The 23,402-nt window shown below is 35.0% G+C and carries 34 protein-coding genes, 2 tRNA genes and 1 pseudogene; 35 read left to right on the top strand and 2 right to left on the bottom strand.

The features are described 5' to 3' along the window. Positions 1 to 144 precede the first annotated feature (144 nt). Positions 145 to 1,353, bottom strand: a complete 1,209-nt coding sequence (locus ACEL90_RS04740) for an ankyrin repeat domain-containing protein (protein WP_423348796.1) — start codon at positions 1,351 to 1,353, stop codon at positions 145 to 147. A 194-nt stretch (positions 1,354 to 1,547) separates the two neighbouring features. Here ACEL90_RS04740 and glpX point away from each other — a divergent pair, with 194 nt between their 5' ends. Together glpX and ACEL90_RS04730 are read left to right on the top strand one after the other, a co-directional pair. Beyond that, positions 1,548 to 2,474 carry a class II fructose-bisphosphatase gene (gene glpX, locus ACEL90_RS04735; RefSeq protein ID WP_265024331.1) on the top strand — a complete coding sequence of 309 codons (927 nt, stop codon included), beginning with the start codon at positions 1,548 to 1,550 and terminating at the stop codon, positions 2,472 to 2,474. Between the two features lie 81 nt (positions 2,475 to 2,555). After that, positions 2,556 to 3,920 carry a hypothetical protein gene (locus tag ACEL90_RS04730; protein ID WP_423348795.1) on the top strand — a complete coding sequence of 455 codons (1,365 nt, stop codon included), beginning with the start codon at positions 2,556 to 2,558 and terminating at the stop codon, positions 3,918 to 3,920. A 462-nt stretch (positions 3,921 to 4,382) separates the two neighbouring features. On the opposite strand, the gene ACEL90_RS04725 is transcribed toward ACEL90_RS04730, so the two are convergent. Then, positions 4,383 to 4,868, bottom strand: a complete 486-nt coding sequence (locus tag ACEL90_RS04725; RefSeq protein WP_423348794.1) for a hypothetical protein — start codon at positions 4,866 to 4,868, stop codon at positions 4,383 to 4,385. 200 nt (positions 4,869 to 5,068) lie between these two features. Between ACEL90_RS04725 and carA the strand changes: the two genes are divergently transcribed. The 33 genes and pseudogenes from carA to atpA all read left to right on the top strand — a co-directional run bounded on the left by carA (position 5,069) and on the right by atpA (position 23,401). Continuing rightward, positions 5,069 to 6,160, top strand: coding sequence for a glutamine-hydrolyzing carbamoyl-phosphate synthase small subunit (carA, locus tag ACEL90_RS04720; RefSeq protein WP_423348793.1), 1,092 nt, complete (start codon positions 5,069 to 5,071; stop codon positions 6,158 to 6,160). Positions 6,161 to 6,274: 114 nt separating this feature from the next. Beyond that, positions 6,275 to 6,357 (top strand) — tRNA-Tyr (locus tag ACEL90_RS04715). Between the two features lie 4 nt (positions 6,358 to 6,361). Beyond that, a tRNA-Gly gene (locus ACEL90_RS04710) sits at positions 6,362 to 6,432 on the top strand. 78 nt (positions 6,433 to 6,510) lie between these two features. Then, positions 6,511 to 7,683: an elongation factor Tu gene (gene tuf, locus ACEL90_RS04705; protein WP_423348792.1), complete on the top strand. Its 1,173-nt coding sequence runs from the start codon at positions 6,511 to 6,513 to the stop codon at positions 7,681 to 7,683. 14 nt (positions 7,684 to 7,697) lie between these two features. After that, the gene (rpsJ, locus tag ACEL90_RS04700; RefSeq protein WP_012673184.1) at positions 7,698 to 8,018 is read left to right on the top strand and encodes a 30S ribosomal protein S10; all 321 of its coding nucleotides are present in this window, start codon (positions 7,698 to 7,700) and stop codon (positions 8,016 to 8,018) included. A 9-nt stretch (positions 8,019 to 8,027) separates the two neighbouring features. Continuing rightward, the gene (gene rplC, locus ACEL90_RS04695; RefSeq protein WP_423348791.1) at positions 8,028 to 8,750 is read left to right on the top strand and encodes a 50S ribosomal protein L3; all 723 of its coding nucleotides are present in this window, start codon (positions 8,028 to 8,030) and stop codon (positions 8,748 to 8,750) included. Between the two features lie 2 nt (positions 8,751 to 8,752). Next, positions 8,753 to 9,367, top strand: coding sequence for a 50S ribosomal protein L4 (gene rplD, locus ACEL90_RS04690; RefSeq protein ID WP_423348790.1), 615 nt, complete (start codon positions 8,753 to 8,755; stop codon positions 9,365 to 9,367). Next, positions 9,364 to 9,651, top strand: a complete 288-nt coding sequence (locus ACEL90_RS04685; RefSeq protein ID WP_423348789.1) for a 50S ribosomal protein L23 — start codon at positions 9,364 to 9,366, stop codon at positions 9,649 to 9,651. The genes rplD and ACEL90_RS04685 overlap by 4 nt, the downstream gene beginning before the upstream one ends. A gap of 1 nt (position 9,652) precedes the next feature. Beyond that, positions 9,653 to 10,477, top strand: a complete 825-nt coding sequence (rplB, locus tag ACEL90_RS04680) for a 50S ribosomal protein L2 (RefSeq protein WP_423348788.1) — start codon at positions 9,653 to 9,655, stop codon at positions 10,475 to 10,477. A 3-nt stretch (positions 10,478 to 10,480) separates the two neighbouring features. Continuing rightward, on the top strand, positions 10,481 to 10,765 hold the full coding sequence (gene rpsS, locus ACEL90_RS04675; RefSeq protein ID WP_006279181.1) for a 30S ribosomal protein S19: 285 nt from the start codon (positions 10,481 to 10,483) through the stop codon (positions 10,763 to 10,765). A 5-nt stretch (positions 10,766 to 10,770) separates the two neighbouring features. After that, positions 10,771 to 11,118 carry a 50S ribosomal protein L22 gene (gene rplV / locus ACEL90_RS04670; protein ID WP_007549821.1) on the top strand — a complete coding sequence of 116 codons (348 nt, stop codon included), beginning with the start codon at positions 10,771 to 10,773 and terminating at the stop codon, positions 11,116 to 11,118. A gap of 39 nt (positions 11,119 to 11,157) precedes the next feature. Further along, positions 11,158 to 11,772 carry a 30S ribosomal protein S3 gene (gene rpsC, locus ACEL90_RS04665; protein WP_423348787.1) on the top strand — a complete coding sequence of 205 codons (615 nt, stop codon included), beginning with the start codon at positions 11,158 to 11,160 and terminating at the stop codon, positions 11,770 to 11,772. 14 nt (positions 11,773 to 11,786) lie between these two features. Continuing rightward, positions 11,787 to 12,200 carry a 50S ribosomal protein L16 gene (gene rplP, locus ACEL90_RS04660; protein WP_423348786.1) on the top strand — a complete coding sequence of 138 codons (414 nt, stop codon included), beginning with the start codon at positions 11,787 to 11,789 and terminating at the stop codon, positions 12,198 to 12,200. An 11-nt stretch (positions 12,201 to 12,211) separates the two neighbouring features. Next, on the top strand, positions 12,212 to 12,415 hold the full coding sequence (gene rpmC, locus ACEL90_RS04655; RefSeq protein WP_006279350.1) for a 50S ribosomal protein L29: 204 nt from the start codon (positions 12,212 to 12,214) through the stop codon (positions 12,413 to 12,415). Then, entirely contained in the window at positions 12,408 to 12,644 is a 237-nt protein-coding gene (gene rpsQ, locus ACEL90_RS04650) for a 30S ribosomal protein S17 (protein ID WP_007549925.1), read from the top strand. The genes rpmC and rpsQ overlap by 8 nt, the downstream gene beginning before the upstream one ends. A 13-nt stretch (positions 12,645 to 12,657) precedes the next feature. Continuing rightward, entirely contained in the window at positions 12,658 to 13,017 is a 360-nt protein-coding gene (gene rplN, locus ACEL90_RS04645) for a 50S ribosomal protein L14 (RefSeq protein WP_006279348.1), read from the top strand. Beyond that, positions 13,017 to 13,334, top strand: a complete 318-nt coding sequence (gene rplX / locus ACEL90_RS04640; protein ID WP_006279347.1) for a 50S ribosomal protein L24 — start codon at positions 13,017 to 13,019, stop codon at positions 13,332 to 13,334. The genes rplN and rplX overlap by 1 nt, the downstream gene beginning before the upstream one ends. 6 nt (positions 13,335 to 13,340) lie before the next feature. Beyond that, positions 13,341 to 13,874 carry a 50S ribosomal protein L5 gene (rplE, locus tag ACEL90_RS04635; RefSeq protein ID WP_423348785.1) on the top strand — a complete coding sequence of 178 codons (534 nt, stop codon included), beginning with the start codon at positions 13,341 to 13,343 and terminating at the stop codon, positions 13,872 to 13,874. Between the two features lie 16 nt (positions 13,875 to 13,890). Next, complete coding sequence (gene rpsN / locus ACEL90_RS04630) at positions 13,891 to 14,199, top strand: 30S ribosomal protein S14 (RefSeq protein WP_423348784.1); 309 nt, start codon at positions 13,891 to 13,893, stop codon at positions 14,197 to 14,199. A gap of 21 nt (positions 14,200 to 14,220) precedes the next feature. After that, entirely contained in the window at positions 14,221 to 14,616 is a 396-nt protein-coding gene (gene rpsH, locus ACEL90_RS04625; RefSeq protein WP_423348783.1) for a 30S ribosomal protein S8, read from the top strand. Between the two features lie 16 nt (positions 14,617 to 14,632). Continuing rightward, on the top strand, positions 14,633 to 15,178 hold the full coding sequence (rplF, locus tag ACEL90_RS04620; RefSeq protein WP_423348782.1) for a 50S ribosomal protein L6: 546 nt from the start codon (positions 14,633 to 14,635) through the stop codon (positions 15,176 to 15,178). A 5-nt stretch (positions 15,179 to 15,183) separates the two neighbouring features. Continuing rightward, positions 15,184 to 15,555 carry a 50S ribosomal protein L18 gene (gene rplR / locus ACEL90_RS04615; RefSeq protein ID WP_353274531.1) on the top strand — a complete coding sequence of 124 codons (372 nt, stop codon included), beginning with the start codon at positions 15,184 to 15,186 and terminating at the stop codon, positions 15,553 to 15,555. Between the two features lie 12 nt (positions 15,556 to 15,567). Then, positions 15,568 to 16,080, top strand: a complete 513-nt coding sequence (rpsE, locus tag ACEL90_RS04610; RefSeq protein WP_423348781.1) for a 30S ribosomal protein S5 — start codon at positions 15,568 to 15,570, stop codon at positions 16,078 to 16,080. A gap of 3 nt (positions 16,081 to 16,083) precedes the next feature. Then, a complete protein-coding gene (gene rplO / locus ACEL90_RS04605; RefSeq protein ID WP_423348780.1) occupies positions 16,084 to 16,554 on the top strand; it encodes a 50S ribosomal protein L15 in 471 nt (156 codons plus the stop codon). Between the two features lie 3 nt (positions 16,555 to 16,557). Further along, positions 16,558 to 17,886 carry a preprotein translocase subunit SecY gene (gene secY / locus ACEL90_RS04600; protein ID WP_423348779.1) on the top strand — a complete coding sequence of 443 codons (1,329 nt, stop codon included), beginning with the start codon at positions 16,558 to 16,560 and terminating at the stop codon, positions 17,884 to 17,886. Continuing rightward, positions 17,883 to 18,524: an adenylate kinase family protein gene (locus tag ACEL90_RS04595; protein ID WP_007550178.1), complete on the top strand. Its 642-nt coding sequence runs from the start codon at positions 17,883 to 17,885 to the stop codon at positions 18,522 to 18,524. The genes secY and ACEL90_RS04595 overlap by 4 nt, the downstream gene beginning before the upstream one ends. Positions 18,525 to 18,583: 59 nt before the next feature. Beyond that, on the top strand, positions 18,584 to 18,952 hold the full coding sequence (rpsM, locus tag ACEL90_RS04590) for a 30S ribosomal protein S13 (protein ID WP_007550179.1): 369 nt from the start codon (positions 18,584 to 18,586) through the stop codon (positions 18,950 to 18,952). Between the two features lie 24 nt (positions 18,953 to 18,976). Continuing rightward, positions 18,977 to 19,363: a 30S ribosomal protein S11 gene (gene rpsK / locus ACEL90_RS04585; RefSeq protein ID WP_012673179.1), complete on the top strand. Its 387-nt coding sequence runs from the start codon at positions 18,977 to 18,979 to the stop codon at positions 19,361 to 19,363. Between the two features lie 21 nt (positions 19,364 to 19,384). Further along, positions 19,385 to 20,452: a DNA-directed RNA polymerase subunit alpha gene (locus tag ACEL90_RS04580; protein ID WP_423348778.1), complete on the top strand. Its 1,068-nt coding sequence runs from the start codon at positions 19,385 to 19,387 to the stop codon at positions 20,450 to 20,452. 7 nt (positions 20,453 to 20,459) lie between these two features. After that, positions 20,460 to 20,888, top strand: coding sequence for a 50S ribosomal protein L17 (gene rplQ, locus ACEL90_RS04575; protein ID WP_423348777.1), 429 nt, complete (start codon positions 20,460 to 20,462; stop codon positions 20,886 to 20,888). Positions 20,889 to 20,911: 23 nt separating this feature from the next. Then, positions 20,912 to 21,261: pseudogene (locus ACEL90_RS04570) on the top strand (YraN family protein). Positions 21,262 to 21,302: 41 nt separating this feature from the next. After that, complete coding sequence (gene atpH / locus ACEL90_RS04565) at positions 21,303 to 21,863, top strand: ATP synthase F1 subunit delta (protein WP_010962742.1); 561 nt, start codon at positions 21,303 to 21,305, stop codon at positions 21,861 to 21,863. Further along, positions 21,860 to 23,401: a F0F1 ATP synthase subunit alpha gene (gene atpA / locus ACEL90_RS04560; RefSeq protein ID WP_423348776.1), complete on the top strand. Its 1,542-nt coding sequence runs from the start codon at positions 21,860 to 21,862 to the stop codon at positions 23,399 to 23,401. The genes atpH and atpA overlap by 4 nt, the downstream gene beginning before the upstream one ends. The last annotated feature ends 1 nt before the right edge of the window (position 23,402 follow it).

The following is a 23,402-nucleotide window of genomic DNA, read 5'->3' as shown; positions in this document are numbered from 1 at the left end:
TGTTGGCTACTCATATGGTTTGAGCCCACCAGAGGGTGTCATTCCAGCGCGTGACGCTGGAATCTAGTTTTTATTATGACCTTCTGGATCCCAGTGTCTGGGCACTGGGATGACATCCTGTCACACGTTCAACTTCATTCTCTCTCATCTCCCTATAACTTGGTAATGTAGAATTTTTACATGCAACCCGGTAGCTATTGCAACCAAAGCAGCTATAACACCACAAATCACTGCACCAGTTACAAATGGAACCATCACAGCAGCAGTAATGAATAATCCTGTGATAACAACTCCAACAACATCTTTTGTTAATGAGGTGTAAAAATTTTCCTTGCTTTTTTTATATTTAGCTTCTTTTTCATTTGGCACAGAAAATTGAGCATCTACAAAGCCGTTAGCTTTATTATCATTATTTGGTGTGGCAGTTTGCTTAGCCTCTGGTATTACAGGCGTTTTATTTTTGTTATTATGATTTGATTGGCCATTAACATTATCACTATTTGGCGTGGTAGTTTGGTTAGTCTCTGTTACTACAGGTATTTCATTGTCGTGATTGCGATTATCAACATTAGTACTAACTGGAGGCACTGTTGCTACAGGTCTACTACCAATGTTTCCATTACTGCTGCTGGGTTCTGCTCTATTTTCTTCATTAAGCTTACCTCTATTCAAGAACGCATTAACAATTTCAGTTTTACCTACCTGTATGGCCACTTGTAAAGCCTCTTTCCTGCTTGCAGGACTCACGTAACCCAAAATTAGCTCAGCTTCTTGGGCATTATCCTGAGTAATAGCAAGACACAGAGCGTTAAATTTTTCTTCTTCATAAAATTTGCCACTATCCAAAAGTACCTTAACAACGTCAGCTTGTTTTGTTATTGTAGCTATGCCCAATATAGTTCTGGAAGCAGTATCTGTAAGATGGATTACAGCATCTAAATCTGTAAACAATTTTACAACATCTAGAAATATGCCACGATCGCCGGTAATATTGGACTCTCTTACAGCATTTGCAAACGAGTCAAAAATTGCCAGATTTGTTTCTTTCCCTTGTATTAGTTGCTCATAAAGTACTTCAGCAGTCATACCAGGGTTTATGAAGTTACTAGAATCTACTTCATTACTGTCTGCTCTATTCTCTTCCACATTAGGTGCCTCTTCTTCCTTGTTTATTGCTGCGGTTATTTGCTCTTGTTGAAGGGGTTCACACCCATTTTGGAGGAGAAAATCCTTAACGCGTGGGTTGTTATTTTCGGTTGCATGTTTTAGAAGTAGGTTCCCTGATGAATTGCCTCCTTCACATTCATCTTGAAAATTAACTTCTTTCCTTAACCTCTTTTTTAGTTCTTCCAAACTAGTAACTGTGTTATCACGTCCTGTAATTCTATCTATATCTAGATAGAAATTTCTAACATTATCATCACTATAATCCCACTACTATAATGCTTATATCATATCAACTCCCTAATAATCAGTCAAGACATATTGCAGTTTCAAGCAGCATGATATATCATGATACATATTGAATATAGTTCTTAAAGTAAATGATGGAAGATTTAGCCTATAAATTAGTTAAAGTGACCGAAGCTGCAGCACTTGCTGCGTATAAATTGGCAGGCTTTGGTGATGAAAAAAGGGCTGATCAGGTTGCAGTTGATGCAATGCGTACAGTATTAAATTCAATGGAAATAAATGGTACTATCGTAATTGGTGAAGGTGAGAGAGATGAAGCGCCGATGCTATATATTGGCGAGAAGGTTGGCACTGGAAATGGTCCTGAAATCGACATTGCCGTTGACCCACTTGAGGGCACTACGATTTGTGCTCATTACAAACCAGGGGCAATGTCTGTTCTTGCTGCAACGAAAAAAGGTAATTTTTTACATGCACCTGATGTTTATATGGAAAAAATAGCGGTAGGAAAAAATCTTCCAGAGGGTGTAGTCTCACTAAAAAATAGCATTGAAAAGAATCTAGACAATTTAGCCAAGGCAAAAAAGTGCAAAGTGAATGATCTCGTGGTAACTGTACTTAAACGTGAAAGGCATGGTGAATTAATAGAGAAAATCAGGAAATTAGGATCAAAAATTAAACTAATAGATGATGGTGATGTTGCGGCCATAGTTTCACTAGTAAATGGCAATCATGATATGTATATCGGTATAGGAGGAGCACCAGAGGGAGTGCTTGCGGCTGCAGCGCTAAGCTCTATCGACGGACAGATGGAGGGAAGATTAGTACTTGATACGGATCAGTTAAGAGAAAGAGCAAAAAATTTAAATATTGATGACCCAGAAAAAGTCTACGCCGTAAAAGATATGGCAAGAGGTGAATCAGTGTTCATTGCAACTGGAGTAACAAGCGGAGAACTTGTGGATGGAGTTAAATTGAATCATAATACCTATTCAACTAATTCTTTAATAATTCTGCCTAATAGGCTGATAAAGCTGCAAACAATGCAGAACTTATGTTAGCTTTTTTAGTTTCTAATTTTAGCTTTACAACATTTAGCATTAAGATATAATCAAGTTTGCTTATAACAATAGAGGTGTGAAATGTTTTCTAGTATTATAAATCTATTTAATGGTTTGTACAAAAATTCGAGTACCGAGGAAAGTGAAGAAAAGTTGACTCTTCTATCTCCTCAAGCAAATCTTCAATTCGATGAGACTCAGGTACAAAGTGTGCTCTCAGATTTTGAGGAATTGGAGTTTAAGGATAATAAGTGTTTTGACAAAATAGCAGACGATTATGAAAAGAAGGGGGAGAGTGCCCTTTTTAACTATGTAATATTGAATAAGCGGAAAGAAATAATCGATATATTAGATAGGAATCTTCCTCTCCTCGAAGAACAGGAGGAGTTTAGAAAGAAATATGGTCAATATGTTCTTCAAATTGACAAAGGAATGAGTTATGGAAAAGAACTTCAAGATGGACTTCGGTCTTTTGAAGATAGGGCAGAAAAAGTATTATCAGATTTTGAAAGATTGAATTTTGATTTTAAGGATAATAAGTGTGAAGATTCTTCTGATTTCGTAAATTATAATAACGGTTGGCCGGCAGATCCATTTGACAAGATAGCAAATTATTATCGAGAGGATGATATTTTCCTTTTCAATTATGTGGTATTGGGTAAGCGAAAAGAAATAATGGGTATATTGGATAAGAAGCTTACTTCTAAAGATCAGGAGGAGTTAAAAGAAAATTTTAAAAAGAGGTTGGGTAGATATCTTATTCGAATTGGTGAAGGAATGAGCGATGGACAAGAATTTCTAAAAACTGGTAGTGCAATTTTCTTTGATGGGTGTTATGTGCCATGTCCATATGCAAACCGTCTTCTTAATCATTATGACCATCTTAATATCAACATTACTAAACCTGAACAAAGTTTAGAAACCAGTCGTCTTTTCACTGAAGAAACTAAAAGAATGGAAGAAGAGAAAAGTGAGGTAAAAAGAGCAAAAATATACAGCAATGGTGAAAGAATAGTAACAATTGAGAAGAATGAGAAACAACAGAGGAACTACTCCTTTACAAAATTTGCAATATGTGACATCGAAATTAGTTGGGGTGCAAAAGATGAATCTGGAAAAGACCTTAACTGTACTGTTGTTCTAAATATAAATTTAGGTCAAGTTAGTATTAAAAAATCAACTATTGACGGTAAAGATGTTGAACCAAAGAAAATTTTAGAGTTAGCTAAGCAAAACGAGGCTGTGCTTATAAAAGGTAAAGCTTTACATGAAGTTTTAGCAGCACATTTCATTAAGCAAACACCATGTGAGGAAAAGAAGAATATGCAATCGCACGAGAATATCGTTGTACCTGGTTCCGGTGCACCTCGCTCTATTAATGAGGAAATAACTGTAGAGCATCCGTTCGGGAAAGCGGCAAATAAAGATAATCATAGAGAAATGTGAGTTTACAACAAATGGTGCCATGAAAGTAGCTGATACATAACTGTACGAACGTTTGTTTACGAAGAAATGTTATAGCAGGTTTTGCCTCAAACACAAAGGTGTCATTCCAGTGCTTGACACTGGAATCCAGCCCTTTTACGCAGTCCCATTAAAAACGTTGTATTTTAACGTAGGATTAGCTACTTTTATACTCACCAATTTAATCTCTAATCAAAATTCCTGGATCCCAGTGTCTGGGCACTGCGATGATATCCTCCCTAGTGGATTCAAATCACAATATTCGTATAGTAAGCACTGACCACTTTTGCTTCAATATTTGCGATGCCCCTTATATGTTAAGAACAAGTCTTTATAAATATCAAAATAGTGATATTAAAGACACACAGAGAAGAGGAACCGTCACGCCCCTTGTATGATGCTACTTGTGGTACTTTCAACACTTATACCCTAAACGGAGATAGTTTAGGCTGTTATACCTGGCGGCTTTGTTGGAATAAGTTTTTCAACACTGCTAACAATAAAATCAGTTATACTGTCAGCTACCTCATCGAATTTATTGTTTATATCTTTTCCTATTTCTTCATTTTTAACATATTCGTGTAGAGCTAAAGCAGTTATAGCTGCACATGCTGCAATCAAGCCAGTTTGTGCTATAATGAATAGTGATAATCCTCCCACAAGTATAGATGTTAATCCAATAGCTAGGTTTATAATTCTACTTTTTGTTGTTTGTTGTGCTGCCTGATTTTGACCTGCTTTTTCTTTTTCAAGAGCATTTGATATTGTTTTTGAGGAAATTTTTACCGCGATTGTTGCAACTGCGATCATGGCTAATCCTATGGCTATTTTTGCTAAGAGAAAAAATGATGGTAACATCACTGCAAAGAATAGTAAGCCAGCTCCTGCAATTAGTAACTTGTTTTTAGGTTGGATCTCACTTGTAAACATAATAACCCCTCTATTTTCTAATACTAAGTTGTATCTAACATAAAATACGGAGATAGTCAACATATTTTATGAAAGGGCACATTAAAAATTTTTTCATATTGTTCTTCGCCGCCTCGTGGTTAGGTTGGGAATTTTAGAAAGAGTTACGTATTATTTGAAATTCTTGTATACTGTTTTGAATCAATTAAATAGATAATGAAGTGCAGGACGCAGTTTTAATTTTACAAGATGGTAAATGCTTTTGGGGAAAATCAATAGGTAAAAAAGGCAAGTGCATAGGTGAGGTCTGTTTTACCACTGGTATGACCGGGTATCAGCATGCTATAACTGATCCTTCTTTTGCCGATCAAATTATAACGTTCACTTTTCCTCATATTGGTAACGTTGGAATAAACCATAAAGATAATGAAGGAAAGAAAATTTTTGCAAGTGGTGTGGTTATGCGTGAACTTTCTTCTATGTCCCACCCTTCTTCATGTATCAGTTTAAATGATTGGTTAGAGGAAAATAACGTGATTGGGATATCAGGAATTGATACTAGAGCTTTAACGAGACATTTGAGAGAACATGGATCTCAAAATGGAATGATATACCCGTCAAGCGAGACGCATGTGTTGGATGAATTGAAGAAATACAAACCTGTAAATGGGATAGAAATAACCAATAAAGTTAGCTTGCATAGTAATTTTAAAAGAGACCTTAATGCAAAATATAGGGTTGTAATCGTTGATTTTGGCGTAAAAATCAGTATAGTTTCACGCTTAATAGAACTTGGTTGTACAGTTGAATTAATCAGACCAAGCACAGGTTTTGCTCAAAAAGTGTTGAGTATGAATCCAGATGGTATAGTGCTTTCAAATGGTCCTGGTGATCCGCAAGAAATAGGAGAAAGTGTAGCTTCAGAAATAGACATTATTATAAAATCTAAAATACCAATTTTTGGCATATGCATGGGCCATCAATTACTTGCGATTACTTTGGGGGCAAAGACCATTAAAATGGATATTGGTCACCGAGGGAGTAACCATCCAGTTTATGATGTAATTAGTGGAAAAGTTGAGATCACTAGCCAAAATCATGGTTTTGTTGTTGATTCAGCTTCTCTTCCAAGTAATGTTGAAATTACTCACATTTCTCTATTTGATAATAGTGTAGAGGGAATAATGATGAAGGATTACCTAGTCTTTTCTGTGCAATATCATCCAGAAGAAGCGCCAGGTACGCATGATTCGCATTATTTGTTTAGGCGTTTTATTGGCAATATTGTGTTATATAAAATGAAATCTGCATGATTTTAATCAGGGTAGGTTTTATTGCTTGATTTTTTAATTTTAGGCGTTTAGTATTAAATACAATAAGAGCTTAGGTTAAGATGCTAAAATAGTATTCTCTTAACAAATTTTTGCGGAGGAGTGACCGAGTGGTTAAAGGTAACAGACTGTAAATCTGTCCGCGTGAGCGTACGTAGGTTCGAATCCTACCTCCTCCATTGTGCGGGTATAGCTCAATGGTAGAGCTCTAGCCTTCCAAGCTAGTGACGTGGGTTCGATTCCCACTATCCGCTCTTTTTTTTGTTGTATTTTTATAAAATCAACATATTATTTATTGATGTATTTGTATTTTAGGTAGAAAAGTTTAAATTATGACAGCAATAGTGGAAGCATTTGGAAAGCCGCATGTAAATGTGGGAACAATAGGACATGTGGATCATGGGAAGACAACGTTAACAGCGGCGATAACGAAGCATTATGGAAATTTTGTAGCGTACGATCAGATAGATAAAGCGCCAGAAGAAAGGAAGAGGGGGATAACGATAGCAACAGCGCATGTTGAGTATCAGACGGAAAAAAGGCATTATGCACACGTTGATTGTCCTGGACACGCTGACTATGTAAAGAACATGATAGTAGGTGCAGCACAGATGGATGCGGCGATATTGGTAGTGTCGGGGGTTGATGGGCCAATGCCACAAACGAGAGAGCATATATTGCTGGCGAAGCAGGTAGGTGTTGGATATATCGTGGTGTATATAAATAAAGCTGATGTTGCTGATGCTGATATGATAGATTTAGTAGAAATGGAAGTGAGGGAATTACTGAGTAAATACGGATTTCCAGGGGATGAAGTGCCTGTGGTGGTTGGTTCAGCACTCAAGGCGCTGGAGGATGACAGCAGCGAATATGGAAAGAAATCAATAGACAAATTGATGGAAAAGTTAGATGAATATGTAGCGGTTCCACCAAGGCCTGTGGATTTACCATTTTTATTGCCAATCGAAGATGTATTTTCGATATCGGGGCGAGGAACAGTGGTAACAGGAAGAATAGAGAAGGGAGAGATAAAGACGGGAGAGGAGATAGAGATAATAGGTCTGAAAGCGACGCAAAAGACGATATGCACAGGTGTAGAAATGTTTAAGAAATTGCTGGATAAGGGAAGTGCAGGACTCAATGTAGGAATATTGTTAAGAGGAATAAAAAGAGAAGAAGTAGAGAGAGGGCAAGTATTGGCAAAACCGGGGACGATAACGCCGCATAGAAAGTTTAAGGCGGAGGTTTATATATTAAAGAAAGAGGAAGGAGGAAGGCATACACCATTTTTTGCGAATTACCAGCCACAGTTTTATTTAAGGACAACGGATGTAACTGGGAGCATAAAATTGCTAGATGGGAAGGAGATGGTAATGCCAGGAGATAATGTGAGTGTAGAAGTAGAATTGCAAGTACCGATAGCAATGGATAAGGGATTGCGTTTTGCGATAAGAGAAGGCGGTAGAACTGTTGGTTCTGGTGTTGTTTCTGAAATTTTGGAGTGAGTGTAGTAACTAAGATGAAGCAAGATATATATATTAACATTAAGGCTTTCGATTGTTCTTTATTGGAGGAGTGTGTTCGAAAATTTGTTGATGAATTGAAGCGGTCCAGTGCAAAATTATCTGGTCCGATTGCGTTGCCAAGGAAAGATTCTAAATTTATTGTTAATAGATCTCCTCACGTTGATAAAAAATCTCGTGAACAGTTTGAAATGAGAACTTCTAGGCGTTTGATTGTTTTACATGATCTTACTCCTACTATGATGCAGATGCTTACAGGTTTATCTTTTTCTGCTGGCGTAGAAGTGGATTTAAAAGTCAAGGAAGTTAAGGTTTAGGAGAAGGAAATGAAGAGAATAAATTCGCTGAGGAGAATTGGTTTACTAATGATGAATATTGGTCATACTGCTATGTATTCTGACAATAGTCGCATGGCTGTAACTTTATTGCATCTCAGCGAAACTTATATTATTGATATAAAAGGACAAGATAAATGTGGCTATAATTCAGTCATTTTAGGCACAGGAGATTTTAAAAATATAGCAAAACCTCAGTTGGAATATTTAAAGAAAAAGGGTATAAATAATAAATGTAAGTTATACGAAAGTAGATTAAATGACCTGTCGGGAATAGAATGTGGTAAAAAAGTGGGAATCAATCATTTTGTGGTTGGTCAATATCTTGATATTACGGGTTATTCTATAGGTAAAGGATTTGCTGGTGTGATGAAGCGGCATAATTTCAGTGGGCTTAGGGCATCTCATGGTGTTTCTATTGCTCACAGATCACAAGGTTCCACTGGCCAATGTCAGGATCCTGGTAGAGTATTTAAAGGAAAGAAAATGGCTGGTCATTTAGGTAACAGCAGGATAACTGTACAAAATATGAAGATATTATCCATTGATCATGAAAATAGTATAATTGCTGTGAAGGGTAATAATGTTCCTGGGTTTAAAAATTCCTATGTTTTTGTAAGAGATGCAGTTAAAAAATCTTTACATAAAGATGTTCCTTTTCCGGTAGGTTTACTGTTAGATGTAAATGATGATGCTAGTAATTTGGTAAGTTAGTTATGGAATGTAATTTAGTTAATCTATCTAATGATAATGTAGGTACTGCTCAGCTCAATCCTTTGATATTTTCTGCTAAGCAAAAATTGAGTATTTTGCATGATATAGTGAGATGGCAATTAGCGAAGAGAAGAGCTGGTACTCATAAAACAAAAGGTATTAGTGATGTCTCTGGTACAACAGCTAAACCTTATGGTCAAAAACGTACCGGTAGGGCAAGACAAGGGAGCTTGCGATCTCCTCAATTTAGAGGTGGTGGGATTATTTTCGGCCCTGTTGTGAGGAGTCATACTTATTCTCTTAATAAGAAGGTACGCAAATTTGGTTTAAAAATTGCTTTATCTCTAAAGTATTTAAATAATCAAGTAATTATTCTGGATAATTTAAATATTGATGTGAAAAAAACGTCTGAAATGTGTAAATGTATTAAAAATTTTAAATTTTCTTCCTTTTTGATGGTTGGTGATTATGGAGATGATTTGTTGCGTGCGGCTAAAAACTTGCACTATGTAGACTTAATCAAACCTATTGGGTTAAATGTTTTTGATATATTGAATCACGAATGCGTGATGTTGACAAAGGATACTTTAAAGCATCTTGAAGGTAGATTGTTATGATCAAATATAATAATATAATAAAATCTCCTATAATTACAGAAAAGGCCTCTTTTTTGAGGGAGAAGTTTAATAAATATTCTTTGTATGTTTTTGTAAATGTAAATAAGCGTCAAATAAAGTTGGCAATAGAGTCTCTATTTGATGTTAAAATTTCTTCTATAAATGTTGTTAGAATTAAGCCTAAATATAGGCGTTTTAGGGGTGTGATTGGTTGTGAAAAACAGAAAAAGAAAGTTTATTTTTCTTTGATGGATGGTCAAGAATTAGATATAATGAGCGTTTAGTATGGGTATGAAATTTTTTAATCCTGTTACTCCGTCTTCTCGTGGGACTGTGTTAGTAAGTAAAGTTGGTTTATCAAAAGATGAGCCAGAAAAGTCTCTTACATCCGGTAAAAAGTCCAGTGGTGGAAGAAATAATCATGGTAGAATTACAACTCGTCATAGGGGTGGTGGTCACAAAAAGAAGTATAGAGTGATAGATTTTAAGCGTAATAGAAGTGGTCAAGGTATAGTTGAAAAAGTAGAGTATGACCCAAATAGAAGTGGGTTTTTGGCGTTAATATCATATAAGGAAGATGATATTAAGTCTTATATATTAGCTCCTCAAGGTATGAAGCCAGGTGATGTTGTTACAGCTGGGAATGATGCTGATATTTTGCCAGGGAATTGTTTACTACTCAAGCATATACCTGTTGGTTCTTTCGTTCATAATGTTGAGCTGAAGCCAGGTAATGGTGCTGCGATTGCTAGAGCTGCTGGTTGTTATGCACAGATCGTTGGTCGTGATGGCCAATATGTTTTATTACGACTCAGGTCTGGTCAAATTAGGTTGATTTTATCTTCTTGCAAGGCTACTATTGGTGTAGTATCTAACCCTGACCATAAGAATAGAAAGTTGGGTAAAGCTGGGAGAAGTAGGTGGCTTGGGATTAGACCTACTGTACGTGGAGTTGCAATGAATCCGGTTGACCATCCTCATGGAGGCGGGGAAGGAAAAACCTCTGGTGGTCGTCATCCTGTTACTCCTTGGGGTGTTGTAACAAAAGGAAAGAAAACTCGAAGGAGAAATAAATCTAGTGATAAGTATATAAAACAATTGAAAGGTTAGTTTATGAGTAGATCTGCATGGAAGCCTCCTTTTTGTCATCCTTCTATATTAAAGTCGGTGAATAATGCTTTAAACAAGGGGTTTGTTAACATGGCTATAAAAGTTCATTCCAGGGCTTCTGTAATTCTTCCTAATTGTTTAGGTTTAAAGTTTGCTGTTTATAATGGTAAGGATTACATTCCTGTGAATGTTAATGATCAGAATATGATAGGTCATAAGTTTGGTGAGTTTTCACCCACTCGTAAATTTACTGGGCATAGTGGTGATAAAAAGGCGACAAGAAGGTAATTGATATGAAAAACAGAGATGTAATAGTTAAAGCTGGTTCTAGGGTTTTAAAATCAACTCCTCGTAAATTGAATTTGGTTGCTGGTTTAGTACGTAATAAAAAAGTTTCTTTTGCCACTGTGCAATTAAGATTTTGTGAAAAGAAAGCTGCAGGTCTTATAAGGAAGGTATTAAATTCTGCGATTGCTAATGCTCAAAATTATGGATTGGATATCGATAATTTATATATAAAAGAAATTTTAATAGGTAAGTCTCTTACTTTGCGTAGGGTATGTCCAAAAGCTATGGGTAGAGCTAATAGAGTTAGTAAACGTTATAGTAATATAACTGTAAAATTGGGGGAAATTATATGATTCATAAAAATAGAAAATTAATAAGGAAAGTGCAAAAATATGGGAAACGTTAATCCTAGGGGATTTAGGTTAAAAATAATTAATACTTGGTCATCTATTTGGTATGCTGAGAAGGGTTATAAACAAGGGTTGCATCAAGATTTATCTATTCGCAGTTATATAAATGAATCTTTTAAGCATGCTGGTGTTTCTAAAGTAATTATAGAGCGTACGATCGATTTGGTATCTGTAATAATACATTCTTCTAGACCTGGAGTGATAATAGGTAAGAAAGGCTCGGATATTGAGAAGATAAAGCAAAAGATAGCTGAAAAAGTAAAAAATAATGTGGAAGTGAATGTAGTAGGGGTTAAAAGGTCTGAAATAGATGCAGTTTTAATATCAAACAGCATTGCACAGCAGTTAGAAAAAAGGGTTTCATTTAGAAGAGCGATGAAAAAAGCTATTCAAAGTTGTTTGAGGATGGGTGCTAGAGGTATTAAAGTAAGTTGTTCTGGGCGCCTTGGCGGGGCTGAGATAGCTCGTACTGAGTGGTATAAAGAAGGCCGTTTGCCTTTGCATACTTTACGTGCTAATATAGATTATGCTTTTGCTGAAGCAAAAACTATATATGGCATCATAGGAGTTAAGGTCTGGGTTTATATTGGTAACTAATTAGGTATATTGAAATGTTTATTCCTAAAAAAAGTAAATATAAAAAAGTATTTAAAGGACGAATTAAGGGTAACACGAAGGGTGGTAGCACATTATCTTTTGGAGATTATGGTCTAAAGGCTATGGAAGCAGGTAGGATTCAATCTAAGCATATTGAAACTGCAAGGCGTGTAATATCTAGAACATTAAAACGCTCTGGTAAAGTGTGGATAAGAATTTTTCCTGATACCCCTGTTAGTAAAAAGCCGGCGGATGTGCGTATGGGTAAAGGGAAAGGTAGTGTTGAGTTTTGGGTATTTAAAGCTAAGCCCGGTAGAATGTTGTTTGAAATTAGCAGTGATGTTCCCATGCATTTAGCAAGATTGGCGCTTGAAAAGGCAACTGCTAAGCTTCCTATGAAGTGTAAATTTGTATCTAATTATAATTAAATGGAGTTGCAATGGATATAGCTGACATTGAATCGAGGTCCTCGCAAGAATTGCATGAAATTCTTGTGAATTTGAGAAAAGAGTTTGTTAATTTGGTTTTTCAAAAGAAGCTGGGCCAGTGCAACAATATTTCGCGTTTTAGCTTAATAAGAAAGAGCATAGCTCGTATTTTAACTACATTAAATAAAAGAAGAAGAGAGGAAAAGAATGCCTAAAAAGGTTTTTTGTGGTACTGTAACTAAGGCTAAGTGTGATAAGACTGTAAAGGTTTCGGTATTACAAGTGTATAAGGATGAGCTGTATAAAAAGGTTATAAAAAAATACAAGAAGTATACAGCACATGATGAGAATAATAGTTGTAAAGAAGGGGACAAGGTTTTAATACAAGAACACAAGCCTATTTCTACTACTAAAAAATGGGTTATTGTTAATAGCTCACATTGAATAGGATATTTATATGATTCAAAAAAATACATTGTTGGAAGTAGCTGATAATTCTGGCGCGCGTGCAGTGCTTTGTATTGGTTTATTGGGTGGTAGAAAGTCTGCATCTATAGGTGACACAGTTATTGTATCTACTAAATCTATTACTCCAAGAGGGAAAGTTGAGAAGGGAAAAGTATATAGAGCAGTTGTGGTGAGGGTGAAAAGCCCTATTAGAAAATCTGATGGTTCTGTAATTCGTTTTTCTAGCAATGCTGTAGTTTTGATTAACGATCAAGGTGAACCACTTGGCACTCGGGTGTTTGGTCCGGTAAAAAAGTTATCATCTGGTTCTTTTATGAAGATAATGTCATTAGCTGTTGAGGTTTTATAATGAGTGCTAAAATAAAAAGTGGTGACGACGTTATAGTTTTAACTGGTAAAGATAAGGGAAAAATTGGTAAGGTAATCAAAGTTATAGCACGTGATGCTAAAAAGAAAGTAATTGTTTCTGGAGTGAATGTGCATAAGAGACATACTAAACCAAAAGCTGGTAGTAGTGGTGGTATATTAAATAAAGAGTTAGCTATTGATATATCCAACGTTGCAACATTGGACCCTAAATATAAAACTCCAACTAGAGTGGGGTTTAAGGTTATAGACGGTAGAAAAGTGCGTTTTGCAAAAGTTTCTGGAGAAGTGATAGATTAGGTTGATATGTTTAAAGAATTGTATAAAGATAGCATAGTAAAGTCCTTGAAGGATAAGTTTAATTACGGCAATATAATGCAAGTGCCTAAACTTGTCAAGGTGTGTATCAATATGGGCGTTGGAGATGCTGCTACAGATAGTAAAGCAATAAATGAACCACTTGATAGCCTATATTTGATTGCTGGGCAGAAGCCTTTATCAACTTTTGCAAAAAAATCTATTTCTGGCTTCAAGATCAGAAAAGGTGCTACAGTAGGTTGCAAAGTAACTTTGCGCAGAGATAAAATGTATGAGTTTTTAGAAAGATTGATATATATTGCTTTGCCAAGGGAAAAAGATTTTAGAGGATTTAGTGTGAAGCGATTTGACGGTAATGGTAATTTTTCCTTTGGTATAAAGGAACATATCTCGTTTTTAGAAATAGACTATGATAAAATAAGTAAAATTAGAGGTATGGATATTAATATTATAACAAGTGCAGTTAGTGATAAGGAAGCAAAGGAATTATTACTGGCTCTTAAATTTCCTTTTTTTGATTAATTGAGAGGAGAAATATATGGCAAAAAAATCTATGATAGAAAGAAATCTTCGCAGAATAAAGTTGTGCGATCAATATAAAGAAAAAAGAGAAAAATTGAGATCTATAATAAATAATAAGAATTTGTCTATTGTAGAAAGGTTTACAGCTCAAAATAAATTAATTAAAAAATTGCCTAGAAATTCTTCTAAAACCAAAATTAGAAATAGGTGTGCTTTAACTGGGAGACCAAGAGGAGTATATAGAAAATTTGGTTTATGTAGAATTGTTTTGCGTGATTTATGTTCTTTTGGGCAAGTTCCAGGAGTTACAAAGTCTAGTTGGTAAATATAATATAAGGAGTATATTGTGGCGTTATCTGATAGTATTGGTGATTTTTTAACAAGGATACGTAATGCTCAATTGGCAATGCATAGGGCAACAAGGGTACTATTTTCTAAGATGAATTCTTCTATATTGGAGATTTTAAAAGAGGAAGGGTATATCCTTGATTATGAAAAGCAAGTTGTAGGTAATTTACCTTCTTTCATTGTAAAATTGAAGTATTATGAGAAGTTACCTGTAATTAGTGACATAGTTAGGGTGTCAAAGCCTGGTTGTCGTCGTTATTCTAAGTATAAGGACATTTCTAAAGCATATAATGGTCTTGGTATTTTTATTATATCGACACCCAAAGGAGTGATGACTGATTATAATGCACGTAAGTTAAAGGTTGGTGGAGAAGTTTTGTGTCGTGTGTTTTAAATAATAGGAGAAATTCATGTCTCGTATAGGTGCTGCTCCTATCAATATTCCTGCTGGTGTTTCAGTTGAATATAACAATGGTAGTATGTTAATAAAGAGTGCTAAGGCTGAAAAAGAAGTTAGCTTGATCAGGGATGTTGTGTGTCAGATTATTGATAATCAGCTATTGCTTTCTGTTGATCAAGATAAAGATAATTATGATAAAATAAAGCCTATGTGGGGCACTTATAGGAGTAATATTAATAATATCATTAACGGCATGGTTGATGGTTTTTCTGTTAATCTTGAGATTAACGGTGTTGGATATAAGGCAGAGTGTGATGGTAAGTATTTGACTTTATATCTTGGTTATAGCCATAATGTTAAATATAAAGTGCCTAAAGATGTTGAGATTAAGTGCATAAAGCCAACTCACTTAGTAGTTAGTGGTATGGATAAGCGGAAGGTCTATATGGTGGCGTCTGATATATGCAAAATTAGAAAATATGATCCTTATAAAGGTAAGGGTGTTGTAATAAAAGGCAAATTTATGCTGCGTAAGGTTGTAAGTAAAAAGAAGTAATAAAAATGAAAAGATCGTATAATTTTTTAAGTAATTCTGAAAAAAGGAAGTTACGTAATAGAGCGAAGCTTGACAAGAGCGCTGAACGTTTACGTATATCCATATTTAAATCTAATAGGCATTTTTACGTCCAGTTAATTAATGATGTAAAAGGAGTAACTCTCACTTCAGCTTCTACTTTGGATGCTAAAATTAAGGATGTATGTAAAGGGAAAGTCAACGCTGAAACTATAAAACAGGTTTCTTCTTTAATGGTTGAGCGTCTATCTGGCATGAAATTAGAGCAGCAGCTTACGTTTGATCGTGGAGCGTATAAATATACAGGATTAGTTTCTCAATTTGCTGAGGCTTTAAGAAGTTCTGGATTTGAGTTTTAGAAGGGTTTGAATATGGCTATAAAGGATTTACAAAATAATAATGATTTATCAGAGCTTTTAGTTTCGGTACGAAGAGTAACAACGGTTACCAAAGGTGGTAGAAGATTTTCATTTTCAATTTTGGTTGTTGTTGGCGATGAGAGGGGTAGGGTAGGATGTGGAATAGGTAAGCACGCAGAAGTTGCTGAAGCAAGAGTCAAAGCTGCAAATGCTGCAAAGAAATCGATGATTAGAGTGTACTTGCGTGAAGGTAGAACTTTGCATCATGATATTAAAGCTAAATTTTGTTCTGGTGAGATAGTTTTAAGAACTGCAAGAGCCGGAACAGGTATTATTGCTGGTGGAGCGATTAGGTCAGTTTTTGAGGTGTTAGGTATAAAGGATGTGGTAGCTAAATCTACTAGATCAAATAATCCTCATAACGTTATATGTGCGGTGTTTAAGGCTTTTGATAGTATGTTGTCTCCTCGTCAGGTGGCAAGCAAAAGAGGCAAAAAGATTAGCAATATAGTTGGAAACAGGTAAAGTATGAATAATGCTGTAAAATTAAACTCTATATTTACTAAATTATCTAAGAAAAAGAAGCCTAAGTTGCTGGGTAGAGGTATCGGTTGTGGTAAAGGTAAAACATCCGGTAGAGGGCATAAAGGGCAGAAGGCTAGAAGTGGAGTTTCTATAAATGGTTTTGAGGGTGGACAACAGTCTATATATACTCGTTTGCCTAAAAGAGGTTTTAAGCCTATACGTAGGAGCATATACTCTATAATTAATGTTGGCGATATACAGCGCTTAATGGAAGCTAAAAAAATAGTGAAAGACTCTGTTATAGATAAGGAGAAGCTGTATAAATTAGGTTTTATAAAGTCTATTAAGGATAAAATTAAACTTCTTAATAAAGGTAAGTTGAGCGAAAAATTTGTGTTTCATGTTGATTTTGCGTCAGAAGTTGCAAAAAAATCTGTAGCTTCAGTTGGTGGTAGTGTGGAAATACTATCGTAAATCATGGGCAATAAATCTGCATTTAATAGCTTGGATCCTACGTTGTTATATAAAGGTGATTTATTAAAGCGTATATTTTTTACGCTAATAGCTTTAATTTGCTATCGCTTGGGTACTTATGTGCCTATTCCTGGAATTAATCTTGATGTAATTAATGATATATTTCCCAAAGAGGGCTCAGGCGTTTTTGGAGTATTTAATTTATTTTCTGGTGGTGCATTGGCTAGAATGACAATTCTAGCATTGAACGTTATGCCATATATAATGGCTTCTATCATTATTCAGTTACTTTCTTCTGCGATTAAAGGAATGAAGGAAGTTAAGAATGATGGAGAGTCAGGCCGTAGAAAGATGAATTCTTATATACGCTATCTGACCATAGTAATTTGTGTATTTCAATCAATTCCAATTTTGGTTGGATTGGAAGGGATGAATAGGGAAGGGGTATTGGTTGTAATCGAACCTGGTGTTATGTTTCGTACAATAGGTGTTTTCAGCCTTTTAGGTGGAACTATGCTTTTAATATGGCTTGGTGAACGAATCAGCGCTAGCGGTATAGGCAATGGTATCTCATTAATCATTTTCACGGGTATAATATCAGAGTTACACAGCGCTTTGTCATCTTTGTTAACGTTAAATAAAAACGGTAGCGTATCGTTATTTATTATCCTTTTTGTTTTGGTATTGTTTTTTTTGCTGCTACTCTTAGTCATTTTTGTAGAGTCTTCTTATAGAAAGGTTATTGTTCAACATCCTAAAAAGCAATTTAAAAGATTACATAATGACGATTTTACTTATATTCCATTGAAGATTAATTTATCTGGTGTAGTACCAACCATTTTTGCTAATGCAATTTTATTGACACCTATTTCAATTGCAAATTTCTATAAGGGGCACGCTTTTTCTGATTTTATTTTGAATTACTTTATGGCAAATAAAGTAGTATATATTGTAGCCTATTTGGTGCTGATAGTATTTTTTAATTTTTTCTATACCAATTTTATATTTAATCCAGAGGAAAACGCAGATTTTCTTAAAAAAAATGGTGGTTTTATACCTGGTAGAAGGCCTGGGAAACATACTTCTGATTACCTTCAAGATATAGTTTTTAAGTTGACATTCATTGGCTCTGCGTATTTGGTAGTCATATGTACTGTACCTGAAGTTATGAGATATTATTATGATATACCGTTTATTTTTGGTGGGACGAGCTTACTGATTATAGTGAACGTTATTACTGATACTATTATGCAAATACAATCTTATATTTTTTCAAATAGGTACGACAACTGGATAGAGAAATATGAGTCTAAAACGAGGAAAGTAAGATGATCATTACGATTTTTGGTCCTCCAGGTTCTGGTAAAGGTACTCAGTCAAGCTTGTTAATAGCAAAATATAATTTAAAATTAATTTCAGTAGGGGATTTATTAAGGAATATTATATCTAGCAGTAGTGAGTTAGGTAAAAAAATAAAGGGTACCGTGGAATCTGGTAATTTAATTCAAGATGAAATTATATGTGGATTATTACGTGACCAGCTTGCATTAGTGGATGATAATTGCTTATTAGATGGTTTTCCGAGAAATTTAAACCAGGCTCATTTTTTGACTCAAGTTTTGCAAGAAAAATATAATAGGGATGTTGACATTGTAGTTGAGCTGCAGCTTGACGATAATATTGCAATCGATAGGTTAAAAAATCGTCTCGCGTGTTTGGACTGTAAAAGCATATATAGTGTATCTTCTTTTAAGAGTACTACTTGTGCTAAATGTAAAAGTACGAGGTTAGAGAAAAGAATTGATGATGCTGATATGTCTGCAATTAATAAGAGAATAAGTGAATATCACCTTCAAATGAAAGGTTTACGCGAGTATTATAAAGGCAAATTATTAACAATTGACGCTAATTTGAGTGTTGATGAGGTAACGCAAGAGATTGAAAGTAAAATTTCTTGTAATTTGGTTTGACTCTGAGTTGTTTTATGGTATAAATTAAGAGTTGTTATTAATAAAGTATCGAGGTACCAGTGGCACGTATTGCAGGCATAAATATTCCAGTGAGGAAATGTGTTCCTTTTGCATTAACTTATATATATGGTATAGGTATTGCTACTGCGAATGTAATTTGTCACGCTTGCGAAGTTGATAAGCGCAAACGTGTTTCAGAATTACGAGATGAAGATATAGAAAAGATCAGCAGTTTCATTAGACAAAATTATGTTATAGAAGGTGAGCTCAGAAAAGAAGTGGCTATGAACATAAAATCTTTAGTGGAAATGGGATGCTATAGAGGGGTGAGACATAGAAAAGGTTTACCTGTGAGAGGGCAAAGGACTCATACTAATGCTAAGACTCGTAAAGGTAGATCTCGGTTGCCTATTGCTGGGAAAAAATAAAATTTATTATTATTGTGAGTTTTAATGAAAAAAGTCAAAACGGTTGGTAAGAGTAAGAAGGAGTTTATTACTGGTGTTGTCCATATTCGTGCAACTTTTAATAATACTTTTGTAAATGTAACTGATGTTCATGGTAATACGCTATGTCAAACTTCTGTGGGTGCATGTGGTTTTTCAGGTTCGAGAAAATCCACACCTTATGCTGCAGGTAAGGCTGCGGAGGCTGCTGCGAAGAATGCAATAGAGAGATTTGGTATGAAGGTTGTCTCTGTAATAATTCGTGGTCCTGGCTTTGGTACTGAAGCTGCGGTTAAAGCACTTCAGAGCTGTGGGTTGACTGTGACTTCAATTGCAGATAAAACCGCAATTCCTCATAATGGGTGCAGGTTAAGAAAAAAAAGAAGAGTATAGGATATTTGAAAAGGTTGTTTTATGTATTATAATAATGATGTGTCTCTCTGTAGCAATTTAGATAAATTGATTAAACCTAGTTCAGTTAAGGTAATATCAGATGATTCAAGTGAAAAAAGTGATATAGTGCTAGAACCGTTGGAAAGTGGTTTTGCTTTAACATTAGCTAATGCATTAAGACGTGTAATGTTATCTTCTCTTAAAGGTAGTGCTGTTTATGGAATAAAAATTGAAGGTGTAACTCATGAGTTTACTTCAATTCAAGGGGTGAGAGAAGATGTAACTGATATAGTGTTAAATATGGGCATGTTGAGGTGTAAATTAAATGGTGCTTCTAATAAATGCTTAAATTTAAACGCTAAAGGGCCTTGCCAGGTATTAGCTGGGATGATAGAAACTGATGATCGATGCTCTATTGTTAATAAGGATTTATTAATATGTACGCTGGGGCAAAATGTAGAGCTTAACATGACCATATATGTGGCTAGCGGAAAAGGTTATCTTCCTGTAATTAAGTATAAAGAAAACGAACTTTTGAAGCTTATGAGTGAACAGGATTTAATTGGTTTTATTCCAGTTAATGCTTTGTATAGCCCTGTCAACAGGGTTTCGTACAGGGTAGAGAACAGTCGTGTTGGCCAAGTGACTGATAAGGATAAGCTGATATTGTCAATTGAAACTGATGGTACAATTTCTCCGAGTCAAGCTGTTGACTCTGCTGCAAGAATATTACAGGAGCAACTTCAGCCCTTTATTAGTTCTGATGTAAGTTATAAAAAATCGCAGGTTTCTTCGTCTAGTGGTGCTAAAGATTTGGGTTATGACCCTGTCTTATTGCGTAAGGTAGATGAAATGGAATTATCTGTCAGGTCTCATAACTGTCTGAAAAACGAAAACATCACTTATATAGGTGATCTTGTGCAAAAGACAGAAGGTGAAATGTTAAGAACTGCTAATTTTGGCAGGAAGTCTTTGAATGAGATTAAGGCAGTTTTGACTAATTTTGGCTTGTCTTTGGGTATGAATGTGCTAAACTGGCCACCTAAGGATATAGATGAGTTGGCTAAACAACATACCGATGAAGATTAGGTGATATATGAAACATGGAATAAAAAAACGTAAACTATCTCGTTGTACTGAACGTAGATTATCGACGTTAAAGAATCTATCTATCTCATTAGTTAACCATGAGCAGATTGTAACTACTTTACCAAAAGCTAAGGAACTTCGTCCATATGTCGAAAAGTTTATTACAATTGCTAAGAATAAGAATACTTTACATGGTAGAAGACTTTTGCTTTCACGCCTTCATAATAGTAAGTTAGCAGTTGATAAGTTATTAAACGTCTTAGCCAGCCGTTATCAAGATCGTAAAGGTGGGTATTCTAGAATAATAAAATTTAGCACTCGAAAGGGTGATTGCGCTTCAATGGCAGTGATAGAACTGGTTGATAGGGATATTGCAGCAAGAGGTAAGGTTTATAGTAAAAATAAAGAAGGAGGCAAAGTAGTTACACAAAGTTAATTGTTATCATAATTGTTCTTCTTGTGGTAAGTAGGTTACGCTACTTTGTAGGTTACTTTGGCGAGTTATTAGTTTTAGTATATTTAAAACTGAAATGGTATAATGTTATAAAACGCCGTTATCGTTGTAAGTTCGGTGAAATTGACTTAATTGTATCTAAAAAAAGGAGCTGATTTTTATAGAAGTTAAAACAAGTTTACTTGGAAAAGAAATACCGATATCTCATCTTCAATGTCAGTCTATTATAAATTCTTCTAAGTATTTCTTAAGTAAAAACCTTAGTTTTTTAGATTATTCAGTCAGATATGATTTATATTTTCTTTCCTTAAGGAGAAGACCTGTTTATATAAAAAATGCTTGGATTGAAGAATGAAAGATTTGTAGCTGAATTAATTTAGATTTGCTGGATTTAATATGAAAAAGACCCAATACAATAATTTAGTTTCATCCTACGCTAGAGTGCTATTTCATGTCTCAGGAAGCAGGTTAGGTATTATAAGGAAAGAAGTAGAATTTTTGTTGGCTTTTTTTAAGGATCAACGTGATGTTTTTGTGTACCTATCTCATCCTATGATTTCTTTTGCACACAAAAAAGAAGTGATGCTTTCTATAAATGAGCACTTGAGTGAGAATTTAGTAAAATTTATTATGGTTATATTTGCAAATAAACGCTCTAGTTTATTGATCCTTATATTAGAAAAATTCTTAAGTCTTGCAAGAGAAAATGAAAATGAATTCGAAATTACTATAAAGTCAGCAGAAACTTTAAAGGAATCTGATATAAAAATAATTACTGAATCTTTGAGCTTTCTTGGTAAAATAATAAAAGTAAGCAATGTGGTTGACCCTTCTATACTAGGTGGCTTCGTAGTTAGGTATGGTTTTAATTTGATCGATGCTTCGCTAAAAAGCTACTTGGATAGGTTAGTTGACTTAAGTAAAATGGAAATATTAAAAGTAAGGAATTTTGTATGAAGAACAGTATGAATGTTTCTGAGATAGCAAGTATAATAAGAGAAAAGGTTGAGACGTTTGATAATCCTATAAAGCGGGAAAATATAGGTGAAGTAATTTCAGTAACAGATGGTATCGCATTGGTTTATGGGCTGGAAAAAGCAAAATTCGGTGAAAAGGTATTTTTTGCAAGTGGTGTAGAAGGAATAGTTCTCGATTTAGATCATGATACGGCTGGAATAGTTGTGCTTGGTAATGACCGTGATGTGAAAGAAGGGGACGTTGTAAAATGTAGTGGTGATGTTGTGCAGGTGCCTGTAGGGCATGAATTGTTAGGGAGAGTTGTAAATGCGTTGGGCCATCCTATGGACGACGGTGGGGAAATTAGAGCCAAAAACAGAATGGATATAGAATCTAAAGCGCCAGGCATTATTGATCGTAAGTCTGTGCATGAGCCACTGCAAACAGGAATTAAAATTATAGATTTGCTAATTCCAATAGGTAGAGGGCAGCGTGAATTAATTATTGGTGATAGACAAATTGGTAAAACTACTATTGCGCTTGATACTATTATCAATCAGAAGAAGATTAACGATGAGGTAAACGAAAATCAAAAAGTTTACTGTGTTTATGTTGCTATTGGGCAAAAAATTTCAACAGTAGCAAAAGTGGTAAATAAGCTGAAAGAAAGCGGAGCATTAGAGTATACAACTGTAGTTGTGGCTAGTGCATCTGACTGCGCGCCTATGCAATTTTTAGCACCTTATGCTGGTTGCACTATTGGGGAATTTTTCCGTGACAATGGAATGCATTGTTTGATTATATATGATGATTTATCTAAGCATGCTGTGGCATATAGGCAGATGTCTTTATTGCTCAGACGTCCTCCTGGTCGTGAAGCTTACCCTGGAGATATATTCTATGTACATTCTCGCTTGCTTGAAAGAGCTGCTAAAATGTCTGATAAAAAAGGGCAGGGTTCTTTAACTGCTTTGCCAATTGTCGAAACTCAAGCTGGTGATGTATCTGCATATGTGCCAACAAATGTTATTTCAATTACCGATGGGCAGATCTTTCTTGAGTCTGAATTATTTTATAAAGGATTTCGACCTGCAGTAAATATAGGTTTGTCAGTTTCACGGGTTGGTTCTGCTGCACAACTAAAGTCTGTGAAGAAAGTTGCTGGTTCTATAAAGCTAAGCTTAGCTCAGTATAGAGAATTAGAAGATTTTGCAAAATTTGGTTCTGATCTTGATGCTAGTGTTCAATTATCCTTGAATAAGGGTAAATATCTTGTCGAGTTATTAAAGCAAAAACAACATTTACCTATGTCAATAGAAGAGCAAGTAGTGCTGATGTATATTTTTTCTAACCTATATAATCAGTTAAGTAAAATACAAATAAGTTACATTAATAAATTTGAACATGATCTTATTAATTATTTTCATACTGTACACCCTGGGGTTTTAAAAAAGTTGTCAAATGACATGAGTGATGATATAAGAGGTGATATTTTTAACATTGTGAGTAATTTCGTTACTCAATTTAATTGCGTTTAGG

The organism is Wolbachia sp. wLmal, from assembly GCF_049435495.1.
Classification (GTDB): domain Bacteria; phylum Pseudomonadota; class Alphaproteobacteria; order Rickettsiales; family Anaplasmataceae; genus Wolbachia; species Wolbachia pipientis.
The sequence above is the reverse complement of the archived record's forward strand: the minus strand, read 5'-3'. Positions and strand labels throughout refer to the sequence as shown.

Bases quoted from the DNA above. Each gene is read 5' to 3' on its own strand.
- ACEL90_RS04580 (WP_423348778.1), top strand. From the start codon at position 19,385: ATGTATTATAATAATGATGTGTCTCTCTGTAGCAATTTAGATAAATTG.
- rpsJ (WP_012673184.1), top strand. From the start codon at position 7,698: ATGAAGCAAGATATATATATTAACATTAAGGCTTTCGATTGTTCTTTA.
- rplX (WP_006279347.1), top strand. From the start codon at position 13,017: ATGAGTGCTAAAATAAAAAGTGGTGACGACGTTATAGTTTTAACTGGT.
- rpsN (WP_423348784.1), top strand. From the start codon at position 13,891: ATGGCAAAAAAATCTATGATAGAAAGAAATCTTCGCAGAATAAAGTTG.
- glpX (WP_265024331.1), top strand. From the start codon at position 1,548: ATGGAAGATTTAGCCTATAAATTAGTTAAAGTGACCGAAGCTGCAGCA.
- rplD (WP_423348790.1), top strand. From the start codon at position 8,753: ATGGAATGTAATTTAGTTAATCTATCTAATGATAATGTAGGTACTGCT.
- rplC (WP_423348791.1), top strand. From the start codon at position 8,028: ATGAAGAGAATAAATTCGCTGAGGAGAATTGGTTTACTAATGATGAAT.
- rpsQ (WP_007549925.1), top strand. From the start codon at position 12,408: ATGCCTAAAAAGGTTTTTTGTGGTACTGTAACTAAGGCTAAGTGTGAT.
- secY (WP_423348779.1), top strand. From the start codon at position 16,558: ATGGGCAATAAATCTGCATTTAATAGCTTGGATCCTACGTTGTTATAT.
- rplR (WP_353274531.1), top strand. From the start codon at position 15,184: ATGAAAAGATCGTATAATTTTTTAAGTAATTCTGAAAAAAGGAAGTTA.
- rpmC (WP_006279350.1), top strand. From the start codon at position 12,212: ATGGATATAGCTGACATTGAATCGAGGTCCTCGCAAGAATTGCATGAA.
- rpsC (WP_423348787.1), top strand. From the start codon at position 11,158: ATGGGAAACGTTAATCCTAGGGGATTTAGGTTAAAAATAATTAATACT.
- rplP (WP_423348786.1), top strand. From the start codon at position 11,787: ATGTTTATTCCTAAAAAAAGTAAATATAAAAAAGTATTTAAAGGACGA.
- rplN (WP_006279348.1), top strand. From the start codon at position 12,658: ATGATTCAAAAAAATACATTGTTGGAAGTAGCTGATAATTCTGGCGCG.
- tuf (WP_423348792.1), top strand. From the start codon at position 6,511: ATGACAGCAATAGTGGAAGCATTTGGAAAGCCGCATGTAAATGTGGGA.
- rplE (WP_423348785.1), top strand. From the start codon at position 13,341: ATGTTTAAAGAATTGTATAAAGATAGCATAGTAAAGTCCTTGAAGGAT.
- rplF (WP_423348782.1), top strand. From the start codon at position 14,633: ATGTCTCGTATAGGTGCTGCTCCTATCAATATTCCTGCTGGTGTTTCA.
- ACEL90_RS04725 (WP_423348794.1), bottom strand. From the start codon at position 4,868: ATGTTTACAAGTGAGATCCAACCTAAAAACAAGTTACTAATTGCAGGA.
- atpA (WP_423348776.1), top strand. From the start codon at position 21,860: ATGAAGAACAGTATGAATGTTTCTGAGATAGCAAGTATAATAAGAGAA.
- ACEL90_RS04685 (WP_423348789.1), top strand. From the start codon at position 9,364: ATGATCAAATATAATAATATAATAAAATCTCCTATAATTACAGAAAAG.
- ACEL90_RS04595 (WP_007550178.1), top strand. From the start codon at position 17,883: ATGATCATTACGATTTTTGGTCCTCCAGGTTCTGGTAAAGGTACTCAG.
- rplQ (WP_423348777.1), top strand. From the start codon at position 20,460: ATGAAACATGGAATAAAAAAACGTAAACTATCTCGTTGTACTGAACGT.
- rpsE (WP_423348781.1), top strand. From the start codon at position 15,568: ATGGCTATAAAGGATTTACAAAATAATAATGATTTATCAGAGCTTTTA.
- rpsS (WP_006279181.1), top strand. From the start codon at position 10,481: ATGAGTAGATCTGCATGGAAGCCTCCTTTTTGTCATCCTTCTATATTA.
- atpH (WP_010962742.1), top strand. From the start codon at position 21,303: ATGAAAAAGACCCAATACAATAATTTAGTTTCATCCTACGCTAGAGTG.
- rplV (WP_007549821.1), top strand. From the start codon at position 10,771: ATGAAAAACAGAGATGTAATAGTTAAAGCTGGTTCTAGGGTTTTAAAA.
- rpsK (WP_012673179.1), top strand. From the start codon at position 18,977: ATGAAAAAAGTCAAAACGGTTGGTAAGAGTAAGAAGGAGTTTATTACT.
- rplO (WP_423348780.1), top strand. From the start codon at position 16,084: ATGAATAATGCTGTAAAATTAAACTCTATATTTACTAAATTATCTAAG.
- ACEL90_RS04730 (WP_423348795.1), top strand. From the start codon at position 2,556: ATGTTTTCTAGTATTATAAATCTATTTAATGGTTTGTACAAAAATTCG.
- rplB (WP_423348788.1), top strand. From the start codon at position 9,653: ATGGGTATGAAATTTTTTAATCCTGTTACTCCGTCTTCTCGTGGGACT.